The 25282-nt window shown below is 70.4% G+C and carries 16 protein-coding genes and 1 pseudogene; 7 read left to right on the forward strand and 10 right to left on the reverse strand.

Going from position 1 to position 25282, the window contains the following annotated elements:
• Window positions 1–56: 56 nt before the first annotated feature.
• From OG417_RS53135 to OG417_RS53150, 4 genes are all read left to right on the forward strand, one after another.
• Window positions 57–539 carry a 2Fe-2S iron-sulfur cluster-binding protein gene (locus OG417_RS53135; protein WP_329247237.1) on the forward strand — a complete coding sequence of 161 codons (483 nt, stop codon included), beginning with the start codon at window positions 57–59 and terminating at the stop codon, window positions 537–539.
• Window positions 536–1513: an FAD binding domain-containing protein gene (locus OG417_RS53140; RefSeq protein ID WP_329247240.1), complete on the forward strand. Its 978-nt coding sequence runs from the start codon at window positions 536–538 to the stop codon at window positions 1511–1513. Before OG417_RS53135 ends, OG417_RS53140 begins: the two co-directional genes overlap by 4 nt.
• Window positions 1510–3810, forward strand: coding sequence for a xanthine dehydrogenase family protein molybdopterin-binding subunit (locus tag OG417_RS53145; protein WP_329247243.1), 2301 nt, complete (start codon window positions 1510–1512; stop codon window positions 3808–3810). The genes OG417_RS53140 and OG417_RS53145 overlap by 4 nt, the downstream gene beginning before the upstream one ends.
• 395 nt (window positions 3811–4205) lie before the next feature.
• Window positions 4206–4538 (forward strand): hypothetical protein, encoded by a 333-nt coding sequence (locus OG417_RS53150; RefSeq protein ID WP_329247246.1) that lies wholly within the window; start codon window positions 4206–4208, stop codon window positions 4536–4538.
• A gap of 368 nt (window positions 4539–4906) precedes the next feature.
• Here the strand turns inward: OG417_RS53150 and OG417_RS53155 are convergent.
• A pseudogene (locus OG417_RS53155) lies at window positions 4907–5413 on the reverse strand (FHA domain-containing protein); the annotation flags it as partial.
• A 517-nt stretch (window positions 5414–5930) separates the two neighbouring features.
• On the opposite strand from OG417_RS53155, the gene OG417_RS53160 reads away from it, so the two are divergent.
• Window positions 5931–6788, forward strand: a complete 858-nt coding sequence (locus tag OG417_RS53160) for an alpha/beta fold hydrolase (RefSeq protein ID WP_329263146.1) — start codon at window positions 5931–5933, stop codon at window positions 6786–6788.
• Between the two features lie 16 nt (window positions 6789–6804).
• On the opposite strand, the gene fxsT is transcribed toward OG417_RS53160, so the two are convergent.
• The 5 genes from fxsT to OG417_RS53185 all read right to left on the reverse strand — a co-directional run bounded on the left by fxsT (window position 6805) and on the right by OG417_RS53185 (window position 17544).
• On the reverse strand, window positions 6805–10728 hold the full coding sequence (gene fxsT / locus OG417_RS53165; protein ID WP_442875638.1) for an FxSxx-COOH system tetratricopeptide repeat protein: 3924 nt from the start codon (window positions 10726–10728) through the stop codon (window positions 6805–6807).
• 15 nt (window positions 10729–10743) lie between these two features.
• Window positions 10744–11955 (reverse strand): TIR-like protein FxsC, encoded by a 1212-nt coding sequence (locus OG417_RS53170; RefSeq protein WP_329247254.1) that lies wholly within the window; start codon window positions 11953–11955, stop codon window positions 10744–10746.
• 70 nt (window positions 11956–12025) lie between these two features.
• On the reverse strand, window positions 12026–12742 hold the full coding sequence (locus tag OG417_RS53175) for an aminoglycoside N(3)-acetyltransferase (RefSeq protein WP_329247256.1): 717 nt from the start codon (window positions 12740–12742) through the stop codon (window positions 12026–12028).
• A 67-nt stretch (window positions 12743–12809) separates the two neighbouring features.
• Entirely contained in the window at window positions 12810–14963 is a 2154-nt protein-coding gene (locus OG417_RS53180) for an FxsB family cyclophane-forming radical SAM/SPASM peptide maturase (RefSeq protein ID WP_329247258.1), read from the reverse strand.
• Window positions 14964–15582: 619 nt separating this feature from the next.
• Window positions 15583–17544, reverse strand: a complete 1962-nt coding sequence (locus OG417_RS53185) for a potassium transporter Kup (protein ID WP_329247261.1) — start codon at window positions 17542–17544, stop codon at window positions 15583–15585.
• A gap of 204 nt (window positions 17545–17748) precedes the next feature.
• Between OG417_RS53185 and OG417_RS53190 the strand changes: the two genes are divergently transcribed.
• Entirely contained in the window at window positions 17749–18963 is a 1215-nt protein-coding gene (locus OG417_RS53190; RefSeq protein WP_329247265.1) for a phospholipase D-like domain-containing protein, read from the forward strand.
• On the opposite strand, the gene OG417_RS53195 is transcribed toward OG417_RS53190, so the two are convergent.
• Together OG417_RS53195 and OG417_RS53200 are read right to left on the reverse strand one after the other, a co-directional pair.
• Window positions 18960–19643: a response regulator gene (locus tag OG417_RS53195; RefSeq protein ID WP_329247268.1), complete on the reverse strand. Its 684-nt coding sequence runs from the start codon at window positions 19641–19643 to the stop codon at window positions 18960–18962. The genes OG417_RS53190 and OG417_RS53195 overlap by 4 nt on opposite strands.
• Window positions 19640–21259, reverse strand: coding sequence for a sensor histidine kinase (locus OG417_RS53200; RefSeq protein WP_329247271.1), 1620 nt, complete (start codon window positions 21257–21259; stop codon window positions 19640–19642). The genes OG417_RS53195 and OG417_RS53200 overlap by 4 nt, the downstream gene beginning before the upstream one ends.
• A gap of 175 nt (window positions 21260–21434) precedes the next feature.
• On the opposite strand from OG417_RS53200, the gene OG417_RS53205 reads away from it, so the two are divergent.
• The gene (locus OG417_RS53205; RefSeq protein WP_329247274.1) at window positions 21435–22835 is read left to right on the forward strand and encodes a cation:dicarboxylate symporter family transporter; all 1401 of its coding nucleotides are present in this window, start codon (window positions 21435–21437) and stop codon (window positions 22833–22835) included.
• Here OG417_RS53205 and OG417_RS53210 read toward each other — a convergent pair.
• Complete coding sequence (locus OG417_RS53210; RefSeq protein ID WP_329247276.1) at window positions 22806–23990, reverse strand: MalY/PatB family protein; 1185 nt, start codon at window positions 23988–23990, stop codon at window positions 22806–22808. The genes OG417_RS53205 and OG417_RS53210 overlap by 30 nt on opposite strands.
• Before the next feature lie 10 nt (window positions 23991–24000).
• The gene (locus OG417_RS53215; RefSeq protein ID WP_329247279.1) at window positions 24001–25221 is read right to left on the reverse strand and encodes an MFS transporter; all 1221 of its coding nucleotides are present in this window, start codon (window positions 25219–25221) and stop codon (window positions 24001–24003) included.
• Window positions 25222–25282 lie beyond the last annotated feature (61 nt).

Raw genomic sequence — 25282 nt, forward strand, 5'->3', positions numbered from 1 at the left:
TGTTAAAAGAACGCTGTTCTCTTGTTAAGAGTCCGGTGTTCTGTTAACTTCGCGCCATGACCGAGATACGGATGCGGGTCAACGGGACGACGGAGCGGCTCGATCTCGAGCCGCGTGTCAGCCTGCTCGACGCGTTGCGCGACCACCTTGGGCTCACCGGCACCAAGAAGGGCTGTGACCAGGGCGCCTGTGGCGCGTGCACGGTCCTCGCCGACGGCCGGCGGATCAACTCCTGCCTGGCTCTGGCGGTGCAGTACGACGGCTGCGACATCACCACGATCGAAGGACTCGACCATCCGCTCCAGGAGGCGTTCGTCCGGCATGACGGCCTCCAGTGCGGCTACTGCACATCCGGGCAGATCTGCTCGGCGATCGGGATGCTGGCCGAGCACGCGGCGGGCGCGCCGAGCGCCGTCACGCCGCCGGACGGCACGGCGCTCACCGGCGCGGAGATCCGGGAACGGATGAGCGGCAACCTCTGCCGCTGCGGCGCGTACAACGGCATCGTCGACGCCATCCGGGAGGTGGCGGGGTCATGAGGTCGTTCGCGTACGTGCGCCCGCCCGACGTGGCGGCGGCGGTGCGGGCGATCGCCGCCGAGCCGGAGGCCAGGTTCCTCGGCGGCGGCACCAACCTCGTCGACCTGATGCGCGAGGGCATCGAGGCACCGGCCACGGTCGTCGACGTCACCGGGCTGCCGCTCACCGAGGTGGAGGAGCTGCCCGGCGGAGGCGTACGGATCGGCGCCGCGGTACGCAACGCCGAGCTGGCCGCGCATCCTCTCATCCGCACCCGCTACCCGGTGCTGTCGCAGGCGCTGCTCAGCGGCGCCTCGGCCCAGTTGCGCAACATGGCCACGGTCGGCGGCAATCTGCTCCAGCGCACTCGCTGCCCGTACTTCTACGACGGAGCCGCCGCCTGCAACCGGCGCGAGCCGGGCAGCGGGTGCGACGCGGTCGGCGGGCTGAACCGCGACCACGCCGTGCTCGGCGTGAGCGACGCGTGCATCGCCACCCACCCCTCCGACATGTGCGTCGCGCTGGCCGCGCTCGACGCGGAGGTGGAGGTCGAGAGTGTGCGCGGCGCCCGGCGAGTCCCGCTGACCGGGTTCCACCGCCTGCCCGGTGACACGCCGCACGTGGAGACCGACCTGGCCCCCGACGAACTCGTCACGGCGGTCGAGCTGCCCCCACCGGCCGCCACGACGTCGCGCTACCGGAAGGTGCGCGACCGCGCGTCGTACGCCTTCGCGCTGGTCTCCGTCGCCGCCGCGCTGGAGGTGCGGGACGGCACGGTGGCCGCGGTCCGCCTGGCCCTCGGCGGCGTCGCGCCCAAGCCGTGGCGGGCCCACGAGGCCGAACACGTCCTGACGGGCGCGCCGGCCACCGAGGAGAGCTACCGGCGCGCCGCCGAGGCCGAGCTGGCCGCCGCCGTGGGCCGTCCCGGGAACACGTTCAAGATCGGCCTGGCCCGCCGCACGATCGTCGCGACACTGAGGGAGCTGGAACCATGACCGTCACCGAGGCTCCAAGCCTGCCCCGCGACATCGGCGGCAAGAACGTCGGCCGCCCGATCGACCGCGTGGACGGACCGGCCAAGACCACCGGCGCCGCCCGGTACGCGGCCGAGTATCCCTATCCCGACCTCGCGCACGCCGCCCTGGTGCACGCCACCGTGAGCCGGGCCCGGATCACCGCCGTCGACACCGCGGCCGCCCGCGAGGTTCCCGGCGTCATCGCCGTGCTGACGCACGAGAACGCGCCCGCGCTCAAGCCGCCCCCGGCGGTGAGCCCGCTGAACCTGAGCACGCTCGTCTCCGGCACCTCGGTGAACTACCTGGGCACCGACGAGGTGCACTGGAACGGCCAGCCGGTCGCGGTCGTCGTCGCCGAGAGCCTCGACGCCGCCCGCGAGGCCGCCGCCCTGGTCCGCCCGGCCTACGCCGAGCTGCCCGCCATCGTCGACTTCACCGCGCACGAGGACGAAGCCGCCCCGCAGAAGGGCAACATGATCATGCCCGGCGGCGCACGCAAGGGCGACGCCGAGGCCGCGGTCGCGACGGCACCGGTCAGCGTCGACCTGCGGTTCACCACGCCGCCGTACAACCACAACGCCATCGAGCCGCACGCGACCACGGCGGCCTGGGACGGCGACCGCCTCACCGTGCACGACTCCACGCAGAACATCGACTGGCTCCGCCGCCACCTCGCCCTCCGCTTCGCCATACCGCTGGACGCCGTACGAGTGATCGCGCCGTATGTCGGAGGCGGTTTCGGCGGCAAGGGCATGGTCTGGGCGGGCACGATCATCGCGGCACTGGCCGCCCGCGCGACCGGCCGGCCGGTACGCCTCGCGCTGACCCGTGAGGGCGTCTACCGCACGGTCGGCGGCCGTACCCCCTCCATCCAGCGGGTCGCGCTGGGAGCGGACGCCGACGGCCGCCTGACCGCCCTCGTCCACACGAGCGTGACCCGCCGGGGACACGTCGGCGGCGGCCCCGAACAGGTCACCTCGCAGTCGCGGCACCTGTACGACGCGCCGAACATCCTGCTGGAGCAGAAGATCGTCGAGCTGGGCCTGCTCTCGAACACCCCGATGCGCGCACCCGGCGAGTCGATCGGCACGTTCGCGCTGGAGTCGGCCGTCGACGAGCTGGCCGGCCGGCTGGGCCTGGACCCGATCGAACTGCGTATGCGCAACGAACCGTCGCGGAATCCGATCGACGGCAAGCGGTTCTCCCACCGGATGCTGCGTGAGGCGTACGCCCTGGGCGCCGAGCGGTTCGGCTGGTCCGCCCGCACGCCGGAGCCAGGGTCGATGCGCGACGGCCGGTGGCTCGTCGGCATGGGCGTCGCGACGGCGTACCACCCGTCGCTGCAGTTCGCCGCCAACGTGACCGTACGGCTGTCCGCCGACGGCACCGTCCTCATCCGCTGCGGCATGCAGGAGATGGGGATGGGCGTGGCCACCGCGCAGGCGCAGATCGCGGCGGACGCCCTCGGCGTGCCGTTCACGGCGGTGCGCGTGGAGTACGGCGACTCGACCCTGCCCGTCGCCCCCGGCGCGGGCGGGTCCATGCAGACCGCGAGCGTCGCCGCGAGCCTGCTGGCCGCGTCCGAGAAGCTGAAACGGTCGGTGCTCGCGCTCGCGCGACGCACCGGCTCGCCGTTGCGGGCACGACGCCCGGAGGCCGTGGAGGCGCGCGACGGCGGACTCTGGGAGAAGGCCGGTCCCGGCGAGACGTACGCCGCGATCCTCGCCCGAGCCGGGCGCGAACACATCGAGGTCGCCGTCGGCGCGGACCGTGGCGTGGGCGCGGCGGTCGGGCAGGCCCGCTTCATGGGGAAGGTTCTGCTCGACCGGCGCCGCTGGGTCAAGGCCGCGTGCGGGGCGCAGTTCTGCGAGGTCCGCGTCGACCCGGACACCGGTGAGGTGCGGGTGTCGCGCTGGCTCGGGTCCTTCGACGTCGGCACCGTGGTCAACGCCAAGACCGCCGCGAGTCAGTTGCGCGGCGGCATCGTGATGGGCATCGGCATGGCGCTGTCGGAGGAGACCCTGGTCGATCCACGGAACGGCCGGATCATGAATCCGAACCTGGCCGGGTACCACGTGCCGGTGCACGCCGACGTTCCGCCGATCGACATCTGTTACCTGGACGAACCGGATCCGACGATGCCGCTCGGCCTGGTCGGCATCGGCGAGGTCGGCATCACCGGCGTCGCGGCCGCGATCGCCAACGCCGTCCACCACGCCACCGGCCGCCGCGTACGCGACCTGCCGATCACCCTGGACAGGGTCCTCCCCGGGTAGGCACCAGGACTCCGGGACTGCGGCGGCTCCGCGGCGCAGAAGTCCGCCCTGAGCCGGGAGACGGTGACGAGTCCCGCTTCGGCGGGCCGTGGTGACACGGCCGCGTGGCACGGGTGGGGACGGGCCGGTCCCGGGCGCGTGACAGACTTGGACACCGAAAGAAGTCGAACGACGCCCGGTGATTCGTGCTGGTCAACCCCGCTTTGCCGCATCGCGGCGCGGTCCGTACGCAGGGGCCGGCCTCGTGTACGGGCGGCCGGCACTCGGGATGCTTCGTGTCGTTCGCCTTGTCGGGGGTACGCGCGGTACCGGTCGCGCGCGCCGGCTCTCGCTTCCCCAGGAGCGGGACGCCCGCGCGCCGTGACGCCGGTGCCGCCGCAGTGGAAGGAGTACGCGTGAAGATCCCGAGGCGTCTCAACGCCGCCTTGGACTGGATCGGCGACCATGCCCGGGTCATGTTGATCGTCCTGCCTCTGGTGGTCGCCGCGGTCGCCGTGCTGTGGATGCCCGCCCTGGCCGCGCTCGCGGTGGGGGTCGGCGTCGGCAGTGTGACGGTCCACTTCCGGATGAGCAAGCGCGTGGCCCGGCTGCGGGCCGAGGTCGATGACCTGCTGCGGGAGAACGGCGCGCTGCGACACCGGCGGAACATGATCGCCAGGGCGAACGTCACGTCCGAAAGCGTGCTCACCCAGAAGCTGCCGGCCATCCCCGAGGAGACCGACGAGTAGCCCCCGATCAGCGGCGGCCCGCGGCCCTGGTCCCGAACGCGCGAACGTCCGCGACCCCGGTCCCCTCCCCCAAAGGAACCGGTGCGGACGTCCGCTCTGGGGCCCCGTGGACATCGACACACAGTCGGGCCCCATCCGGCCGGAGCGCGAGAACCCCCCAATTCTCGCTGCGGTCCGGCCAATCTTTCGCTCCCAGACCGCGAGAATACGAAAGTCGCCGGGCGACTTTCGTCAGTCCGCGGTTGACATCTGCGTGTACACCCACGGTTGACATCACCCCGGCGTCACCGCCGCCATCGGGACCACCAGCCACGCCGGGGGCGGGGGGCGGCCTCCGGCGCACCGACGGGCACGCTCTCGAGCGCGTTGCTGAGGTAGACCAGGCGGAACTTACCGATCTGGACCTCATCGCCGCTGGACAGGGCGGTCTCGTCGATCCTCCGCCGGTTGACGTAGGTGCCGTTGAGGCTGCCCATGTCGCGTACGGAGAACCGCGCGCCCTGCCGGTAGAACTCCGCGTGCCCTCGCGACACGGTGACGTCGTCGAGGAAGATGTCGCTCTCCGGATGACGGCCCGCGGTGGTGGTCTCGCGGTCGAGCAGGAACCGGCTGCCGGCGTTCGGTCCTCGTTTCACGAGGAGCAGCGCCGTGTTGGGCGGGAGCGACTCGACTCCCACGTGATCGGCGGCCGGCTCGTCGGCCAGTTCGGCCGCGACGGCGTCCTCGATCGCGCTGAACGACATCGTCGACGTCGAATCGCCGGGCTCATCTGTCATCGGGGGAACACCGTGAGTGAGCGGAGTGCCGCAGTTCGAACAGAAGCGGGCACCGTCCGGATTGGTGTGACCGCACTGCGTACAGGAAGCGCTCGGCATCGTCGCTCCACCTCCTACCTGTGGCTTCGGGGGTGCCTCGTGCACCGTACGGCACCCGCGTCGGGCATTCGTCCTCCGGTGGCACCACGCCTTCGGTTCGTTCGCGGCACGCCGCCCGTCACGCTGCGTACGAACCGGAAACGATCTTGAAGATATCCCGCCTGAGGGTTGGCGAAACGTTGACTGATCAACACCTCGCCGCGGCGAAGAGTTCCCACCGTGACGAAGAAGCGTCGTGACCTCCACCGGCGACGCCCGATGCGCCGCCCCTGGAGAGCCTCGCCGGTGCGGTGGCACGTCCAGTCCAGACGGACACCATCTCAGCGAACCGCCCGTACCGGCGAATCCGGCACCGCCCGGTCGGCGGCATCACCCACACGAAACCGTACGAACCCGGTCAAGATTATCTGGCCCGCGGGAGTGATCAATCGATCCGCGACGGGCTGGAAATCTCCCCGCAAAAACGTCAGTCTCTGACGGGTCACGGGTGTGTTCAGGGGAGGCCGGCTTGACGATCATGATCGACCTGCGCGATGGAAGAAGAGTCGCGGTGGAGGAATGGGGCGCACCGGACGGGAGTCCCGTCTTACTCCTTCACGGCACGCCGGGCAGCCGTCTCGGCCCGGTCCCGCGGCCCCTCGTGCTCTACCAGCTCGGCGTCCGGCTGATCACCTTCGACCGGCCCGGCTACGGCCGCTCCGACCGCAGGCCGGGCCGCAGGGTCGCCGATGTGGCCGCCGACGTGTCGGAGATAGCCGACGCTCTGGGGCTGGAGCGGTTCGGCGTCCTCGGGCGCTCCGGCGGCGGACCCCACGCCCTCGCGTGCGCCGCCCTCCTGCCCGAACGGACGACCCGCGCCGCGGTACTCGTCGGGCTGGCGCCGAGCGAGGCCGACGGGCTCGACTGGTTCGCCGACATGACCGAGTCGAACGTGGACGCCTACCAGGCGGTCCGCGATGACGGGGGCGCGGTGATGGCCCGCCTCCGGCCGATCGCCGACCGGATCCGGGCGAACCCCGCGCAGCTGGTCACGAGCCTCTACGACGAGCTCACCCAGTCCGACCGCCGGATCGTGGCCGACGCGGGCATCCGGCGCCAGCTCATCGAGAACTACGCCGAGGCCGTGCGGAACTCCGCCGACGGCTGGTTCGACGACCTGCACGCCTTCGCCACCTCCTGGGGTTTCGAACCCGGCAGCATCGAACGGCCGATCATGCTGTGGCACGGCGCCGAGGACACGTTCTCCCCGGTCGGTCACTCACGCTGGCTCGGCGACCACATCCCGTTCTCGTTCGTGATCGTGGAACGCGGCAGCGCGCACTTCGGCGCGTTGAACGTCATGCCCGACATGCTGCGCTGGCTCGCCGGACCCTGATCGGCCGACGGTCTCATCAGGCGGGCTGCGGCTCGAGGTCGCGGGAGAGACGCCGGCCGTGCCGGACGGCGATGACGTCGGGGTGGTCCTCACCGAGGAGCCGGCCCAGGACCGCGATCGCCTCCTGACGGTGTGTCCTCGCCTCCGTGGTGCGGCCCAGCGCCTCCAGGCTGGCGGACAGGTTGCAGCGAGCGGCCAGCGTGTCGGGGTGCGTCGCGTGCAGCCGCTCGGTCAGCTTCGCGATCGCCTCCTGCTCCAGCTCGGCGGCGTCGGCGTACCGGTCCAGATCGGCGGCGCAGTTCGCCAGGTTCAGCATGCCGACCAGCGTGAACGGGTGCTCCTCCCCGAAGGTCGCGCGGAGCCTCGGCACGGTCGACGCCGCGAGTTCGTACGCGCCGGCGACGTCGCCGACGTCCCGGAGGAAGACGGCCAGGTTGTTCTCCAGCAGCCGGCCGTAGTGATGGTCCTCGCCCAGGGCGTCGCGGAGCACGCCGAGCGTCCGGCGGGTACGGTCCCGTGCGGCGGCGCCGTCGCCGATCGCCCACAGGCACACGGCGACCTCCGCGTCGGCCGCCACGGCGTCCGGCGAGTCGGGGTAGAACTGGCGGTAGCGGTCGTAGGTGCCCTCCGCCAGCTTGAGGGCCTCGTCGGTACGCCCGGCCTTCCGCAGCGCCACCGCGAGGCTCTTGGCGGCGCGCAGGGGGTCGGGGAGCTGGTCGCCCAGCACCTCGATGTAGGTCTCGTAGGTCGCGCGCAGGCGCGTCACGGACTCCTCGTACTGCCCGCCCTCCCGCAGGTCGCGGGCCAGGTTCGCGGCCGAGAACAGCGTGTAGGGGTGTTTCTGCCCCAGTGCCGCCTGCCGGCGCTCCAGGGTGTCCTCATCCAGCGTGCGCGCGCTGTAGTAGTTCCCCACCGAGCGGTGCGACACGGCCAGGTTGTTCGCCGCCATCAGCGTCCGGGGGTGGTCCTCCCCGTAGAGGTCCTGAAGCGCCGCGTACGTCTGCTCGTCCAGTTCGAGGGCGTCGTCGAACTTGCCGAGCGCGCGCATGTCGGCGGTCAGCCCGCTGGCCGTGATGAGCGTGTGCGGGTGCGCGGGCCCGATCGCGGATGAGTTCTTCTGCCGGTTCCAGACGTGCGTGTCGAGCTCGTAGGCCTCGGTGAACCGGCCCTGCGAGCGGTAGACGTTGGCCAGTTGCGACAGCAGGAACAGCCGCTGCCAGTAGTCCTCGCCGAGCCGGTCGCGCCACAGGTCGGCCAGGTACCGGCCGCTGGACAGAGCGCCCTCGAAGTTGCCGCGCTTCCACTGGTATCGGACGAGGTCGATGAACATCTGCCGGGTATCCTCCTCGTCGCACTCCGCGGCGCGCGAGGATTCGACGTGCGGCATGATCTTGTCCAGGCTCGGCCAGTTGCCGGGGTCGTCGGTGTCTCCGCGCGGAGGACGCGCACCCACGAGGATCTTGTGTACGTCGTGCATGGTCTCGTTCGCGCGTTCGGGCTCCATGCCCTCCCGCATGACGGCCTGCACCAGCGTGTGCACCTGGATGGAGTTGTTCCCCTGATCCACCTTGGCCAGCGCGAACCGGCTGATCTCCCGCACCACTTTGCCCAGGACCAGCTTGTCCCGCAGAGTCTCGTCGTACGGGACGAGGATCTCGGCCGTCTGGTCGCTGTAGATCAGGTCCAGGGAGATCGGGTCGGAGGAGAAGAAGGCGAGCAGTTCGAGCAGGCGGGCCGCGGCCGGTGACGCCTCTCTGAGCTGCCGGAAGGACACGTTCCACGTCAGCGCCACCGACTGGGGGAACTCCTTCGTGCTGAGGTTGAGCGTCGAGGCGGTCTGCTGTTCGAGCGCGCTCAGGTACTCGCTCGCCGGCATCGAGGTGGCCTCCAGCCACGCGGCCACCTGCTCGATGGCCAGAGGCAGGAACCCCAGCGCACGGCCGATCTTCACGGCGTTGTCCGGGGCGAGGCCCGGCACCCGGCGCAGCAGGTGTAAGGCGGCCTCCCGTTCGGTGAAGACGTCGACGGCGATCGGCTTGGCGAACTGGGTCCAGGCCGGGTCCCGTGAGGTGATCAGCACGTGGCCGTCGCCGCCGGGGAGGAACTGCTCGAGTTCGGCCGGGTCGTCGGCGTTGTCGAAAATCAGGAGCCAGCGCGCGAACGGCGTGCCCCGGCGAAGGGCCTCCAGAGCCGCGTTGGCGGCTTCGGCGACGTTGTCGCCCACTCGCAGTCCGAGGCGGCCGGCCATGGCGGCCAGCGCGCTTCTGATCGAGTCGGGTTGCAGCGCGGGCACCCACCAGACCACGTCGTAGTCGGCGCGGAAGCGGTGGGCGTACTCCAGCGCGACCTGGGTCTTGCCCACGCCTCCGAGGCCGTGAAGCGCCTGGGGCAGCACGACGCGCTGGGTCGCGCCGAGCAGCTGGTCGCGGAGTTGTTCGAGCACCTGGCCGCGCCCGGTGAAGACGGCGTTGCGGCGGTCGACGTTCCACACCGGCGGTGAGGTCCTCGCCGCGCCGGGGAACCGTGCGGTCAGCCGGCCGTGCTCGCTGACCGGCTCGGCGGTACGGCCCGGGCGGCCGAGCGCCCGCAGGACGGCGTCGGCGGACTGCTCCTCGCCGAGACCCGTGAGGTCCAGCGGCGTCAGCTGCGAGAAGAACGGCTCGAGCTTGGCGTTCAGGATGCGGAGAACCGTCACCTGCTGGAGGGTCGCGCCGGTCCGCGCCGGAACGACCGTCTCCCAGGCCCGCCGGCCGCGCTCGGAGCCGATGAAGGCCGGCGAGAGCAGGACGATCGCGTGGTTGCTCCGGTCCATCCGGAGCTCGAACTCCTCCGGCGACGCCACGTCGGTGCAGTTGGCCGTGACCCGGAAGCCCGCCAGGCCGAGCACTCCGGCGAGCCAGTCCGCCCAGGGCCGGTCCTCGGCGGCGTAGACGACGAGCACCTCGGAGCTCTCGGCGGGACCGCGCCTGGCGAAGCGCTCGAGCGTCGCCAGGCGGAGCTGCTCCTCCATGGGAGAGAAGGAATCGATCCGCCCCTCGGTGATCTCGGCGGCGAGCCGTTCGAACGCGGCCAGCATGGAGTTGGGCGAGCCCGGCGTGTCGCCGAACGTCGCGAGGGTCTCCTCGAACGCGTAGAAGGGCCGATACGGGATCTCCACGGAGAGCCAGTACCGATTCATCTCCTCATGGGTGAGACCTTTCGGGAACCGGTCGAAGCGCGCCCGCGCCAGGGCACGGCCCGCCTCGACCTTGGCGTTCTCCCCGAATTCAATACGCATCGGAACCGGAAGAATGCGGATGCCGCGGTCGCCGTAGCGCTCGTCGATGTGCCGCGCCACCGCCGACGCACCGTCGATGCTCTGGTCACTGAGGGTGAAACAGTCGACGAGGACGTCCGGGAAATGCACCGTGCAGATGTCGGCGATGTCACTCAGGCCGGTCCTGCTGTCGATCAACACGTAGTCGTAGTGCCGCTTCATGTCCGCGCGCAGCGCGTCGAAGAACTGGCCGCCGCCGAGCCGGCCGTAGAAGTTGTCCCAGTCCATGCTGCTGATCAACGATGAGTAGTCGCGGTTCTGGCGGCCGGCGGAGACGAAGTCGAGTGTCCCGTCGCCGGGGAAGTCCCAGTCGAGCGACACCGCGTAGCGGAGTATCCGGGCGAACTCCAGATGCCAGTCTCGCGCGTTCTCATGCTGCTCGGTGGCGGCCCACGAATATCGCGTCAGCAATTCGATGACGCCATCGGTCGCGGCCACCACGTCCTGATCGAGGAATGGCTGGAAGAACCGGTGCAGGCCGGGCGACTCAAGATCCCAGTCTACGGCGAGAACTCGTTTACCGGCCATAGCAAGAATCCAGGAGACATTCGCCAGCGCCATCGTACGGCCAGTGCCTCCCTTATAGGAATAGAAGGTCACTATAGTTCCGGTCGCGTTATCCACGAGTCCCCCAAAAGACTATTTCTCCGGCAGTTCTAGGGTCGGTCGCGCCATCGTCGGCTCGATCTCCGGCGGGTGCACCGGGGCTTCCTTGAAGTAGCGGTTGATCGCCTCGCCCACGGCCTTCGGCAGTGCCGCGCGGAACGCCTCCTTGCTCGAGATCGACTTCACCGAACCGGGAAGGACCAGGCTGCGGCTGAGCACGGCGTCGACGGTCCGGTTGAGGTCCTTCTCCGCGTCGGCGGTCTGCCGGTCGTCGGCGTTGTACGGCACGAGGACGTTCACCGGTTCCTCGTCGATCCGGCGAAGCTCTTCGCCGATCGTCGGATCCCGGCTGACCCACGGGTCGACGATCAGGACGGTGGGCGACGCGTCCGGATCGGCCGTGGGCTCGTCGAGGCTGTCCACCACGGGCTCGTGGCCGAGCTCGGCGACCACCTGCTCGGCGTACCGCGCGATCGGCGTGGTGTAGTCGGCGCTGCGATACGGGGTCCACTCGGGCATGGTCCGCCCGTAGTAGTACGTGTCACGCCCGGGTGGGAGCTTGTCGAGCCGGTGCGCGGCCACCGTGAGCTTGATCGGCCGGCGGCCCCGCTCACCGCCGCGATAGTCGGCGAAGGCGTTGCCGAGGGCGTCGAAGTCGGAGATCGGCCCGGTCGCCAGGTCCGCCTGCTCGGCGGTCTCCTTGACCAGGCGGGCGAGCTGGAGGACGGCCTGTTTGTACTGCTCGCGGTAGCGCCCCAGCTTCATGATGCCGTAGAAACCCTCCGCGGCGTACTGGGACGGAAAGCCGGGAGGGATGTACTGCATGGACTTCAGGTCGGGTGGGAGTTCGGACGGGCCCAGCCGCGTCCACAGCGCCGGAATGATCGCTAACGGACGGTCGAGGCCGGCCTGCTGGCTCTTCACGCGGCCTAAGAACGCCGCCCACTCCTTGCCGCAGTATTCGCTCGTGAAGTACGCGGGCGACAGAAGCGCCAGGAACACACGGCAGCTCGCCAGCGCCTCGGCGAGATGATCGGGCCACTGCGTCCCTGCCGGTATTTGCCTGTCCATAAATCCGGGCGTGGGCATTCCGGTAACGATGCCGACGTCGTGGCAGAGATCATTGAACAGTTTCGTCACCCAGCGATCGGGGTCGGTACCGTCGTCGGGCCGGAAGCGAGACCTCGCATAGCTGAGAAAGAAGTAGGGACGCCGGTCATCGTCACCGTATATTCCCAAGGTCATACATTCCTCCCGATCTCCGACTATACGGGCGGAACTGGCAACAGCTCCCTCTTCTCTCTGAGAGATGCGCTCAGCGTTTGCGCGTGGCGGCGAACCAGCCGGCCGCGAAGTCGACCAACCGCCGTAGCGATACCAACCGGGAGTCGGCGGAACCCACCCGCCCCCGTTTGACGTACGCGGTGCCGTCGAAGGCCGCGCCGACCGCGCGGAAGTCACGGTCGTCGAGGACGACGTCCTCATAGCTCCACCACCGGGCCTGCCCGTCCTGCTCGATCACGCAGCTGTAGCCGCGCGTCGGCGGTTTCGGGGTGTAGCGGTACTCGGCCAGGTGAAGAGCCGTGCAGGTGTCATATCCGGTGCCGAGCATGAGCACCTCGGCGTCGAGGTCGTACAACCGGGCGAGCGGGGACTCCTCGCCCAGGTGGCAGTGCGGCGCATGACCGTCGACGATCACCTTCGCCCGCGCGCCCAGGGCCGCGAACGACATCTGCGGATGCTCGCTGCGCAGCGCGCCGGGGGTGAGCCGGACGCATTCGGGAAGGACCCCGGCCCCCGTGGACGGCGTGCGCGCCGGGTCGAAGGCGGGCATCGCGGCGCGGTGGAGACGCCGCTCGGCGTCCGTCATCCCCTCGACTCGCGCCAGGTACGCGCGGGAGGAGTCGGAGTTCTCCGCCGTCGGAGTGGGCACGACGAGGGTCCCGTCCGGCCCCAGCGCCTCGGAGACCGCCTCCACCAGCGTCGCCGCACCGCCGGCGACCCGGCCGACGCGCCGCATCGACGCGTGCACCAGGAGGTCCCCGCCGGGACACAGACCTAACGCATGAAGATCGGAGAGGAGGTCGTCCCGCGTCATCTCAAGCCGACCACGCGTCCAGCGTGCGGCGCATCTCTTCGACGAATCCCCGGCCGAGCCGGGTCAGCGAGCCCGACGCGAGAATCGAATCGAGAGTCGCCTTCACATCCGTCGCCGCCTCGATGCCGGACCATCCTTGCGAACGCCGTCGCCGGAAGTCGGTAACGGCCAGCCGAGCATACGAGTCGGACAGAAGGCGTTGTGTGTCGACCGACACAGTGGAGGCGCGGGGCTCGAACAGATCCAGCATGTCCAGGACGCCACCGAGCTTGATCCGCTGCGCCTCCCGCAGCAACAGCACGCACAACGTCTCGGGATCCGGCGGAAGGGCGAGGGCGATCGAACCGAAGGCGTTGCGCGCCGAAGACCCCGCCGGCTCCCCCACGACCGGCACCACCGCGGAGAGGACGCCCGTCAGCGTGGGAAGGTATTCGGGGCACCGGTCCGCGACGATGTCCCAGGCCGCGCCGAACACCGCCTGCCAGTGCCCTGCCTGCTCGTCGGTGAGTCGCCCGGCGGCCGGCCGCCCGTGGCGGTCACGGAGCGGATCGAGGTCCTCGATCATCAGCGGGTGACCGCCGAGCTCCAGCCGCCGCACCCGGCGTACGGCGGCGGCGCGCTCGACCGTGATCTCGCCGTCCCGGATCTCGACCGTGGTCTCGCTCGCGCCGGGGACCTCGTAGCGGCCGACGGTCGGCAGGAAGACCGCTCCGTCGGTCACCGGCACGCGCAGGGTCGCGGACATGCCGGCGCGGGCCGCCGCCGCGCAGGCGAGCGCCGCCAGCCGCCCGTCGTCCCGCCGGTCCGGGTCGCGCAGCCGGTCCACCGCCCAGAGCCGGTTGTACGGATGGGCGAACACCTCGTCCACGATGGCGGGCTCGATACGGCAGAGCAGATCCCACTCCGGAGACGGGCCGGCCTGACCGCGCACCGAGGCGATCAACGCCCGGCGAATGCTCCGTTGCCCCCGCTGCAGAACGGTGAGCGCCGCCACGGTGCCCTGCCCGGCCGCGATCGACCGCAGAGCCGCGCGGGGCACGGGGTGGCGGGGAGCGGATACGCGCCGTTCGACATGCTCGATCAGCTTCTTCAGGTCGGCGCAGAAGACACTGGGGTTGTCGAAGCCCGAGCCGGTGCGGTAGCGGTGCGCGAAGAGGCCGCCTCCGCAGCTGTCGAGTACCGGGCAGGCGCGGCATGTCGCGCTCAGCCCGTCGCTCCCCCGCTGCCGGGCGGCCAGGCCCTCGTGCTCGGCGACCTGATCGATCGAGTGCCGGAAAACGTCCTTGCCGGTCTCCGGGGCGCCGTCGAACGCGATTTTGATGGAGTCCGCCTGCTCGAACGTCCCGTCGGTCTCCACGACCAGGAGGTCGCTCGGTTCGAGTCCCAGCGACTCGGTCAGCGCGGGGCCGCCCCGGCTCGTGCTGATGATGGAGTCGAACGTGCGTATGGGTACCGGGCGGCCGTCGGCGAGCCACTTGTCGAAGATGGCGGCGAGCCAGTCGGCGTAATCGGTCTCGCCGGCGCGGAATGGAGGATCGTCCCAGGTGGCGTGCGGGAGCAGCAGATCGATCGCCGGCGGATCGTGGGACACCAGGGCGTTGTACACCGCGATGGGGTCGTTTCTGACGTCGATCGTGCAGAGAAGCCCCGAATAGATCTCGGGATATCCGGTACGGAGCAGTTCGATGGCCCTGGCCACCTTGTCGAAACTGCTCCGCCCATCCCGGTAACGCCGATGCCGATCATTCGCCGCACGGTCGCCGTCGAGCGAAATACCGACCTTGACGTCGTGAGCGCGGAACAGCTCGCAGAGCCGGCGGTCGAGCAGCACACCGTTGGTGTGGATGTGCAGATCCAAATCGCAGATTCCGCGGACTCCCGACTCCAGCGCGTGGATCAGCGCGGACAACCGCTCGGGGCCGCAGAGCAGGGGTTCGCCGCCGTGCAACACCGCGTGGACCCGGTCGATCCCCTGGCTCTTCGCATGCTCCCCGATGCGGGTCGCCACCTGCGCCATCGTCTCGACGGCCATGGTGATCGGCTTACCGCGCCAGCTCTGGTCGGCATGTTCGTAGACATAGCAGTGATCGCAGGCGAGATCACATCTACTCTGCACCTTGAGCACAAATTGCCGAAACGGGAGTCGTGTGCGCATCGTGCGGCTTATGATCTATATGTAAGAGTTGAAGGCGCCGACCGCGTAGGCCCGGGGTTTGCACTCCTCGTGGACGAACCGGTCCACCATCGCTTCTGCGGCCAGGCCGGCGGGCAGCTCGGACAATGGAGCGTCACAGAGGTCAATGACTTCGGATGCGTCCGAAGGCGCCGCGATCATTATGTCGTTCATATCGACCATCCAGCTCGGTTGAGAGGACGGCACGACGCCTGGAGCGCTTGGGGTCCACGGCAACCTACGCCGAACACCGCCACATCCCCAGCGGCGTGCCGGAAGGGTAGCCTGACTTTGCAGGCTAGCAAGATAACTCCTTTCCGCCGCCGGCATGCAGGATCGGGCGTTAAGCTTGCGCAAACTCGACGTATCAAGCCGTCCGAATCATCTTGCCGCTCCGTCGAACGACCTGATCGCGAGACGACGGGGTCGTAGCGGGATTGGGCGGCTCATATCCGGCACACTCACTTACCCCCAGATCACCTCGCCGCCGTCACGGGATCAGGCGATTCTCGTAAGTGATTTTGTGCCGAGTTGGCTAAAGCCAAACCCGACGCTCGGCCATCGCCCGCCAGCCAGAGCAAACCCTGGACACGGCGCCGGATCAGATGTCGACCTGAGAGCCCATGACCACGAGCCGAAGCTCGGGCAGGGCGAAGCGCTCCGCCGGGCTCGCGGCATTGTTGGCCAGCGCGAGGAACAGGCGCTTACGCCACATTCGCATACCGGGCGACCGGGTCACCTGCAACGTCACCCTCGACAGGAAGTACGACGCCTGGTCCGGGTCGATGTCCAGCTCGGCGTTCGCACCGTCCGACGCCAGGCGGCGCAGTGCCGCCGGGATGTCCCGGTCGTCCTGGAAGCCGTACCTGAGGGTGACGTGGACGATCCCGTCGTCCCGGTAGCCGAGATCGTCGATGGCGGCGCGTTCGGCCACCGGGACGTGCGGGACGTTCTCGTCCACGGTGGAGACGATCACCACGTGCTCGTGGACGACCCGGTTGTGCTCGACGTTCGCGCGCAGCGCCAGCGGCGTGGTCTCCTTCGTCGGGTGCGGGAAGACCGCGGCGCCGGGCACGCGGACGACGTCCGACCCGCGGAGGGTCCCGATGAACTCCGGCAGCGGGCCCTCCTTCGCCGTACGGCGCTCGGTGACGATCTCGCGGCCCCGCTCCCAGGTCTTCATGATCGTGAACACCGACAGCGCGATCAGCAGCGGCAGCCAGCCGCCGTGGGCGACCTTCGTCAGGTTGGCCGCGAAGTAGGTGACCTCCGCGCCGCCGATCACGACCGCCACCACCACGAGCTTCCACGCGGCCCAGCCCCAGTGCGCCCGCGCCACCACGAGGAACAGCACGGTGGTGATGATCAGGGTGGCGGTGACGGCCACCCCGTACGCCGTCGCGAGGCGTTCGGAGGAACGGAAGCCGAGCATCAGGCCCAGCACGCCGACGAACAGGATCCAGTTGACGGCCGGCACGTACACCTGCCCGACCTCGCGCGGCGACGTGTGCCGGATCCGCAGGTACGGCAGGAACCCGAGCCGTACGGCCTGCCGTGACACCGAGAAGGCGCCGGTGATCACCGCCTGGGAGGCGATCACCGTGGCGAGCGTCGCCAGGACGACCATCGGCACCCGCGCCCAGCCGGGGAGAAGGAGGAAGAACGGGTTCGCGGTGCTGTGCGGGTCGCGCAGGATCAGCGCGCCCTGGCCCAGGTAGTTCAGCGTCAGCGCGGGAAAGACCACCGCGAACCAGGCACGCCGGATCGGCCGGCGGCCGAAGTGGCCCATGTCCGCGTACAGCGCCTCGGCACCGGTGATCGACAGCACCACCGCGCCCATGGCGATGAACGCGATGTACGGGTGGTCGATCACGAACGCGCCCGCGTACGTCGGCGACAGACCCGCGAGGATGCCGGGCCGCCGCACCACCTCCTGGACGCCCGCGACGGCGATCGCCAGGAACCACAGCACCATCACCGGCCCGAAGAAGCTCCCGACCCGGTGCGTGCCCCACCGCTGCGCCACGAACAGCAGCGTCAGGATCGTCGCCGCGACCGGGACCACCACGTGGGACAGGCTGGGCGTGGCCACCTTCAGGCCCTCCACCGCCGACATCACCGAGATCGCCGGCGTGATGACGCTGTCGCCGTAGAACAGCGAGGCGCCGAACACCCCCAGCGCCATGACGGCGGCCGCCCTGCCGCGCACACCGCCGAGCACCCGGCGTACGAGGGCGGCGAGCGCCATCACCCCGCCCTCCCCGTCGTTGTCCGCGCGGAGGATGAAGACGACGTACTTCACCGACACGATGAGCGTGACCGACCAGAACACCAGCGAGATCACGCCGTAGACGTCGCCGCTCGTCGGGCGCACCGCGCCATGGTCGATCGAGAACACCGTCTGCAGGGCGTACAGCGGGCTGGTGCCGATGTCTCCGTACACGACGCCGAGCGCGCCCAGCATCAGCGCCAGCTGCCCGGCGGCCCCCCCGGACGCACCGGAACGGGAGCCGTGCGGCGCTTTGGCGGAAGAAGCGCCGGTGACGTGCGCGGAATCAGTCATGGTGCCTACCTAACCGGACGGCCCGGCGCCCATCCACCAGGGGGATGCCTGGTCGGCACATCGCCCATACGCCCGGGTGGCCGACACAGGCCGTGTACTAGGTCGAGTCGATCATTCACGGTAAAGTCCGCTTGGGTCTTTTTGGGGCGTGTGTGTAGCGGGGGGAAGCTAATGGCGCATTGGGTCCGCCGTGCGGTCACATGGATGGCCGCCGTAGTGCTGATCGGCGCGGGTATCGGATATGTCGGCACGGGCCAGGCGGACGCCGCGTTCAACCCGCAGGCCGGCCCGGTCTTCAACGATCCCGAGGGCGACACGGCCGCGCAGTACGCGATCATGCAGCAGATCGAGAACAACATCGACACCGCGCCGAAGGGCTCGGTGATCCGCGCCGCGTTCTACAGCATCAATCTGAGCGACTTCGCCGACAAACTGATCGCCGCCCACAAGCGCGGCGTCTACGTCCAGGTGCTCATGGACCAGCACGCCAAGAATTCGATCTGGTCGCGCCTTGTCTCCGAGCTGGGAAGCAAGGTGAGCACCGCGAGCGCCAGCAGCTACGCGGCCCTGTGTTACGGCGGGTGCGTCGCGCACCACTACACCAGCGGGGCGCCGTCGGCCTACCTGCACACGAAGTTCTTCCTCTTCTCCGGCGGCGGAACGCGCACGGTGACCCTCTCCAGCGCTAACCCGACCGACACGCAGGCCGAGGTCGCCTCGAACAACAGCTACACCGTGGTCGGCAACACCGGCCTCTACAACGCCTACGTCAAGACCTTCACCGACATGGCGAAGGGCGCGGCGGGCACGTACAAGCCCAATTACTACTGGACGTACGGCTCGAACCCGAAGGCGTACTACTGGCCCAAGGCCAGCGGGGCCAGTGACACGATCCTGGGCGTCCTGCAACTGGTCACCTGCTCCAAGACGTACCCGAGCCAGGTCCGCGTGGCGATGTTCGAGTGGACCGACAACCGGCTCTCGCTCGCCAAGCAGCTCGCCAGTATGGCGTCCAAGGGCTGCAAGGTCACCGTGGCGTACACCAAGAGCCAGGTCTCCTCGTCGGTCCGGTCCACGCTGGCCGACTCGAAGGTCGACGTACGGGACACCACCCACGGCAAGGACGCCGACGGATACGCCGAGCACTACACGCACGACAAGTACCTGCTGATCGACGGCAGGTACAACGGCGCGAGCGGGCAGAAGATCGTGCTGACCGGCTCGGCGAACTACACCGCGAACGCCCTGTACCACAACGACGAGTCGGACATGAAGGTCACGAACTCGTCGGTGTACGCGGCCTACCTGGCGAACTTCAACGACCAGCTCTCGGCGATCCCGACGATCACCGCCAAGCAGCAGGCCCTCGGCCAGAAGCCCACGATCCCGGTCAACCCGGAGGAAGCCGCCGACAGCTAATCGCGAGTCGTCGCCCGCCGGTAGCGGAGCTCCGGGCGGCCGACCTGGCCGTACTGCGGCGATCGTTCGGCGTAGCCGTGGTCGACCAGGTACTCCAGATAGCGGCGGGCGGTGACGCGTGACACGCCCGCCGCTTTCGCCGTCGCCTCGGCGGTGACGCCCTCCTCGGTGCGGAGCAGGATCTCCCGTACCGACTCCAGCGTCGGCGCGCTCACGCCCTTCGGCAGGACGGACTCGGCGGGGCTGCGCAGAGTGGCGAGAGCGCGGTCCACCTCGTCCTGGCCGGCCGCCTCGCCCGGCCGGCCGAGCGTGGAGTGGAACCGGGCGTAGCGTTCGAGCTTGGCGCGGAACGTGGCGAACGTGAAGGGCTTCAGCAGGTACTGCACCACGCCGACGGACACGGCCGAGCGGACCGTGGCCAGGTCGCGTGCCGAGGTCACCGCGATCACGTCGGCGAGGTGGCCGGCGGCGCGGAGGCGCCGGCATATCTCCAGGCCGTGGCGGTCCGGCAGGTAGAAGTCGAGCAGGATCAGGTCGGCCGGTCGCCGGTCCAGCACGCGGAGCGCCTCGGCGCCGGAGTGGACCACGTCCGCGACGGCGAAGCCGGGCACCCGTTCGACGTATCGCCGGTGCGCCTCGGCGGCGAGCCGGTCGTCCTCGACGACGAGGACCTCGATCATGCGTTCACCTCCTGGTGCAGCGGAAGCGTGACGGTGAACACCGCTCCGACGTCCCGGTCCACGTCCACGCGCCCGCCGTGCCGGGCGGCCGCCTGGGCGACGAGGGCGAGGCCCAGCCCCCGGCCGGACGGCCGATCACCGGGCTTGGTCGACCAGCCGCGCCGGAACACGTTTCGTACGGCGTCGCTCTCGACGCCACGGCCGGTGTCGGCGACCCGGAGGACGAACGCGCCGGCGTCGGTGCGGACGGTGACGAAGACCCTCGGGGGGCGGGTTTCGCCGTCGGCCGCCGCGTCGATGGCATTGTCGACCAGGTTTCCCAGGATCGTCACCAGCTCGCGCGCCTCGAGATCGTCCGACATCGCGTCATCGTCGACCCGGGTGTCGGGCGTGACGACGAGTTCGACGCCTCTCTCGTTCGCCTGCGCGGCCTTGCCGAGCAGCAGCGCGGCGAGCACCGGCTCGGCGACCGCCTCCATCATCTGGTCCGTGAGCCGCTGCGCGATCTCCAGCTCGGACGTGGCGAACGCCACGGCCTCGTCGGTACGGCCGAGCTCGATGAGGGAGACGACGGTGTGCAGCCGGTTGGCGGCCTCGTGCGTCTGCGAGCGCAGCGACTCGGCGAACCCGCGCACGGAGTCCAGCTCACCGCTCAGCGCCTGCAGCTCGGTGTGGTCGCGAAGGGTGACGACGCTGCCGAGATCACGGGTGCCCGAGGTGACGGCGGACTTGTTGACCACGACGACGCGGTCGCGGGTCAGATGGATCTCATCGACGCAGGGGGTGTCACCCGACAGCGCCTCGGTGAGCGCCTCCGGGAGCCCCAGGTCGGCCACGTGCCGGCCGTCCAGGTCGGCGGGGAGACCGAACAGCTCGCGCGCGCCGTCGTTGGCCAGGACGATGCGATGGTCCGGGCTGAGCAGCAGCAGCCCCTCCCGCACCGTGTGCAGGGTCGCGTGGTGGTACTCGTACATCCGGCTCAGCTCGGCGGTGCTCATCCCGTGCGTGTGCCGCCGCAGCCGCGCGTTGGCCAGGTAGGTGCCCGCGCCGCCGACCGCGAGGGCGAGCAGGGCGACCGCGACCAGCGCCAGCACCTGGGCCCTGACCTGCGCGCTGATGGTTTTTACGGTGATCCCCACGCTGACCAGCGCGACCACCTGGTGCCGCGGGCCGAAGACCGGGGTCACCACGCGGACGGACGACCCCAGCGTCCCGGTGTAGGTCTCGGTGAACGTGTGCCCGGCGAGCGCCCGCTCGGTGTGGCCGAGGAAGCGCTTGCCGATCATCGCGGGGTTGGGGTGGGTGTAGCGGATGCCGTCCGGCCTCATGATCGTCACGAATTCGACACCCGTGTCGCGCTGGACCTGGTCGGCGTACGGCTGGAGCGCCCCGGACGGGTCGGCGCCGGCCACGGCCGCGGCCGTCGTCGGCGCGTCCGCGATGCCGGCCGCCGCGGCGGTGACCTGGTGGCGAGCCGCGTCGGCCGTGCTGCGCTCGGCCTTCACCGAGGCGAGGCCGGCGCCGCCGGTCACGACGACGGCGACGACGATCGCCTGCATGAGGAAGAGCTGGCCCGCCAGGCTGCGACGCCGGTGTCCTGGGGATGGGTGGCGCATCTCGTCAGTGTGCCCTCTGTCCGCGTTGCCCGTTACCAGCACGTGAAGGTGGATTTCGGTGAACGTAATGAACGAAAACGTGACCTGAGTCACTGAACGCCGCATAGTCCTTGCAGCTTTCGGGCCGATGACACCGGTGAGCGAGCGCCGGTGACACCACGAGCAAGGAGATCGGATGTCCGCCGCAACCGCGCCGATAGAACCGACGGGACCGCGCCCCCGCAGACGACGCGACCGTACGCACTTCCTCTACCTCGCGGTGGTCACCGCGGTGATCGTCGGCGTCGTGGTGGGCCTGGCGGCGCCGGGCTTCGCCATCGAGCTCAAGCCGCTCGGCACCGGGTTCGTGAACCTCATCAAGATGATGATCAGCCCGATCATCTTCTGCACGATCGTGCTGGGCGTGGGTTCGGTCACCCGGGCCGCGAAGGTCGGCGCGGTCGGCGGCCTCGCCCTGGCCTACTTCCTGATCCTGTCGACGTTCGCGCTGGCCATCGGCCTCGTCGTCGGCAACATCCTGCATCCCGGAGCCGGTCTGCACCTGACGGACGCCGCGCGGCACGCCGGCCACGAACAGGTCGGCGAGGACAGCACGGGGACCGTCGACTTCCTGCTCGGCATCATCCCGACGACGCTGGTGTCGGCCTTCACCGAGGGGCAGGTGCTGCAGACGCTGCTCGTCGCCCTGCTCGTCGGGTTCGGCCTGCAGGCGATGGGCGAGACGGGCCGGCCCGTCCTGCGCGGGCTGGAGCACATCCAGCGCCTGGTGTTCCGCGTGCTGGCGATCATCATGTGGGCGGCCCCGGTCGGCGCGTTCGGCGCGATGGCGGCCGTGGTCGGCGCGAGTGGCGTCGACGCCCTGAAGGGCCTCGTGATGATGATGGTGGCCTTCTACATCACCTGCGTGCTGTTCGTGGTGGTCGTGCTCGGTCTCCTCCTGTGGGTCGTGGCACGGGTGAACCTGTTCTCGCTCCTGCGCTATCTCGCCCGTGAGTTCCTGCTCATCCTGTCCACGTCGTCCTCGGAGAGCGCGCTGCCCCGGCTCATCGCGAAGATGGAGCATCTCGGCGTGAGCCGGCCGGTCGTCGGCATCACCGTGCCGACCGGATACTCCTTCAACCTGGACGGTACGGCGATCTACCTGACGATGGCGTCGCTGTTCATCGCCTCCGCGACCGACGCCCCGCTGTCGATCGGCGAGCAGATCTCGCTGCTGCTGTTCATGGTCGTCGCCTCCAAGGGCGCCGCCGGGGTGACCGGCGCCGGTCTGGCCACACTGGCCGGGGGCCTGCAGTCACACCGGCCCGCACTCGTCGACGGGGTCGGCCTCATCGTCGGCATCGACCGGTTCATGTCCGAGGCCCGGGCACTGACGAACTTCGCCGGCAACGCGGTCGCGACGGTGATCATCGGCAAGCTGACCGGGGAGTTCGACCGGGACCGGGCGCGGCTGGTGCTGGCCGGCCGGAACCCGTTCGACGAGACGACCCAGCTGGACGACGCCCCCTCGGGGCCGGACACCGCCCGCGGCTCGCGGACCGGCGGCTCACCCGCCGTCGCGGGCGCGGACGCCTGAGTCTCCGCGACGCCCTGCGGCGTCGCGGAGACGGCGGAGGATCTCCTCCAGGATCGGCCGGGACGTGGCGAAGTTCAGCCGCGCGAACCCCTCGCCGCCCGGCCCGAAGGCCGGACCGGAGGAGAGCAGCACCCGGGCCTCGTCGAGGAAGTGCGCGGCGGGGTCCGGGCCCGTGCCGAGGCCGCGGCAGTCGAGCCAGGCCAGGTAACCCGCCTCGGGCGGGTGATGACGGACACCGGGTGGGAGCGCCTCGGCGACCAGCGCGCGGTTGCGGGTCAGGGTCGCCCGCGCCTCGGCCAGCCAGTCGTCGCCGTCGTGCCAGGCGGCCAGCGTGGCGAGGACGCCCGGCGCGCTCACCTGGCCGAACAGCAGCGGCGGCTGGGCGGCCAGCGCCTCGCGGACCCGGCGGTCGCCGACGTGAGCGACCGAGCAGCGCACGCCCGCGAAGTTGAACGCCTTGGTCGCCGAGGTGAGCGTGACGGTACGGGCGGCGGCCTCGGGACCGAGCGAGGCGAACGGCACGTGCCGGTGCGGGTCGTGGACGAGCTCCGCGTGGATCTCATCCGCGATCACGAGCAGGTCATGTCGGTCCGCGACCTCCGCGATCGCGGCCAGCTCGTCGTGGCGGAACACGCGGCCGGTCGGGTTGTGCGGATTGACCAGCACCAGGGCCCGGCAGCCGTACCGGGCGACGTCCTCGGCCAGCCGGCCGACGTCGAAGCCCCAGCCGTCCTCGCCCTCGACCATGGGGATCGGGACGAGCCGCCGGTCCATGTCGGTGAGCGTCTCCAGGAACGGCGGGTACGTCGGCGTGTGCATCGCGACGGCGTCACCGGGGCGGGTCGCGACGTGCAGGACCGCCTGCAGCCCCTGAATCAGCTCGGTGAACTCCCGCACGTGACCGGGGTCGACGGCGAGGCCGTACCGCCGGCTCATCCGCTCGGCGTACGCGGCCCGCAGCGGGTTGCTCTCGGGACGGTCGTCCCAGGCGGGGTAGCCGAGGTCGTCCAGACCCCGCACGAGGGCCGCCCGGACGGACGGCGGGGGCGGGAAGTCCATGTCCGCGATCCACGCCGGGATCACATCCGGCGCGACGTGGCTCCACTTCACTCCCGGGCGCCGCCGCAGCTCGGCCAGGTCAAGGTCGTCGAACACCTGACAAATCCTACGAAATGCGGTTTCGGCGGATCGCCACGGCCGCCGCGAAGGTGAGGGCGGCCAGCACGCAGTACGAGACGGGGTACCCGCCGGCCAGGCGGGCGAGGAGGGCGCCGCCTCCGGGAGCCAGCGCGATGGCGACCGTGATCGGAGCGGTGAAGACGCCATTGACGTGGCCGAACGCACGGGTCCCCCAGTGGTCGGCGACCGTCGTGGCCTGGAGCAGCGTGTACATGCCGCGTGCCGCGCCCGCGAGGACGGCGACGGCGATCAGCGCCGCACCCGGGCCGGGGAGGACGCCCAGCACGACGATGGTGGCCGCCCCGGCGGTCAGGATGACGGCGGCGCGGCCACGCGGGGCGGTGCGGGCGGCCAGCCGCGGGTAGCCCAGCCGCCCGAGCACCTGGCCCGCGCCGCAGAGGCCCAGGGCGACGGCGGCCAGGTGGGTGCCCATCCCGTCCGAGGTGAGCAGCGGCACGAGGTTCACGGTGGCGGCGTAGGACCCGAACGCGGCGCAGGTCATCGCGGCCGTCAGCACGACGAACGGCCCGCTGCGGACGACCGCCCGGGCATGGGCGTCCCGCTCGGACGGGGCGCCGCGGGCCCGGCCGTGCCGCCACGGCGGGGTCAGGCACAGGGCGTGCAGCGGGACGGTGACCACGCCCAGGATCACGGCGAGGGCGAGGTAGGTGCCGCGCCAGGTCAGGTGGTCCAGCAGGAGGGCGGTCAGCGGGGCGAAGACCGTGCTGGCGAAGCCGCCCGCGAGCGTGACCGCGGTGAGCGCGCGCACGCGGTCGGGACCGTACCAGCCGGTGAGCGCGGTGAAGGCGGGCTGGTAGAGCACGGCCGACTGGGCGAGGCCGGCGAGGACCCAGGCGGCGAAGAAGAGCGGCAGGTTCGGCGCGGCGGCGATCGCCACGACGGCGGCGACGCCGGTGACCGAGCCGGTGGTCATGACGGGACGGGGACCGTGGGCGTCGATGAGCCGGCCGACGAGGATGCCGACGAGGGCGGAGACGATCGCTCCGGCGGAGAAGGCCGCCATGGCGGTCGCGGTCGACCAGCCCGTGTCGCGGGTGAGCGACGACAGCGTCACCGGAAACGCGTAGTACAGCACGCCCCAGCTGGTCACCTCGGTGACGCACAGGCCGATCAGCACGCGTCGCGGCGGCCTCGGTCCCGTGGCCCGATCCGCCGCCGTCTCCGTACGCGAACTGAACCGCGCCATCCGCCTCCATGACCGCCGAAGACCAGAGGGGCCGAAAGTCCCGCGAAAGCAGGGTCTGTGG

Origin of the sequence: Actinoallomurus sp. NBC_01490 (assembly GCF_036227085.1) — a bacterium.
Taxonomy (GTDB): domain Bacteria; phylum Actinomycetota; class Actinomycetes; order Streptosporangiales; family Streptosporangiaceae; genus Actinoallomurus; species Actinoallomurus oryzae.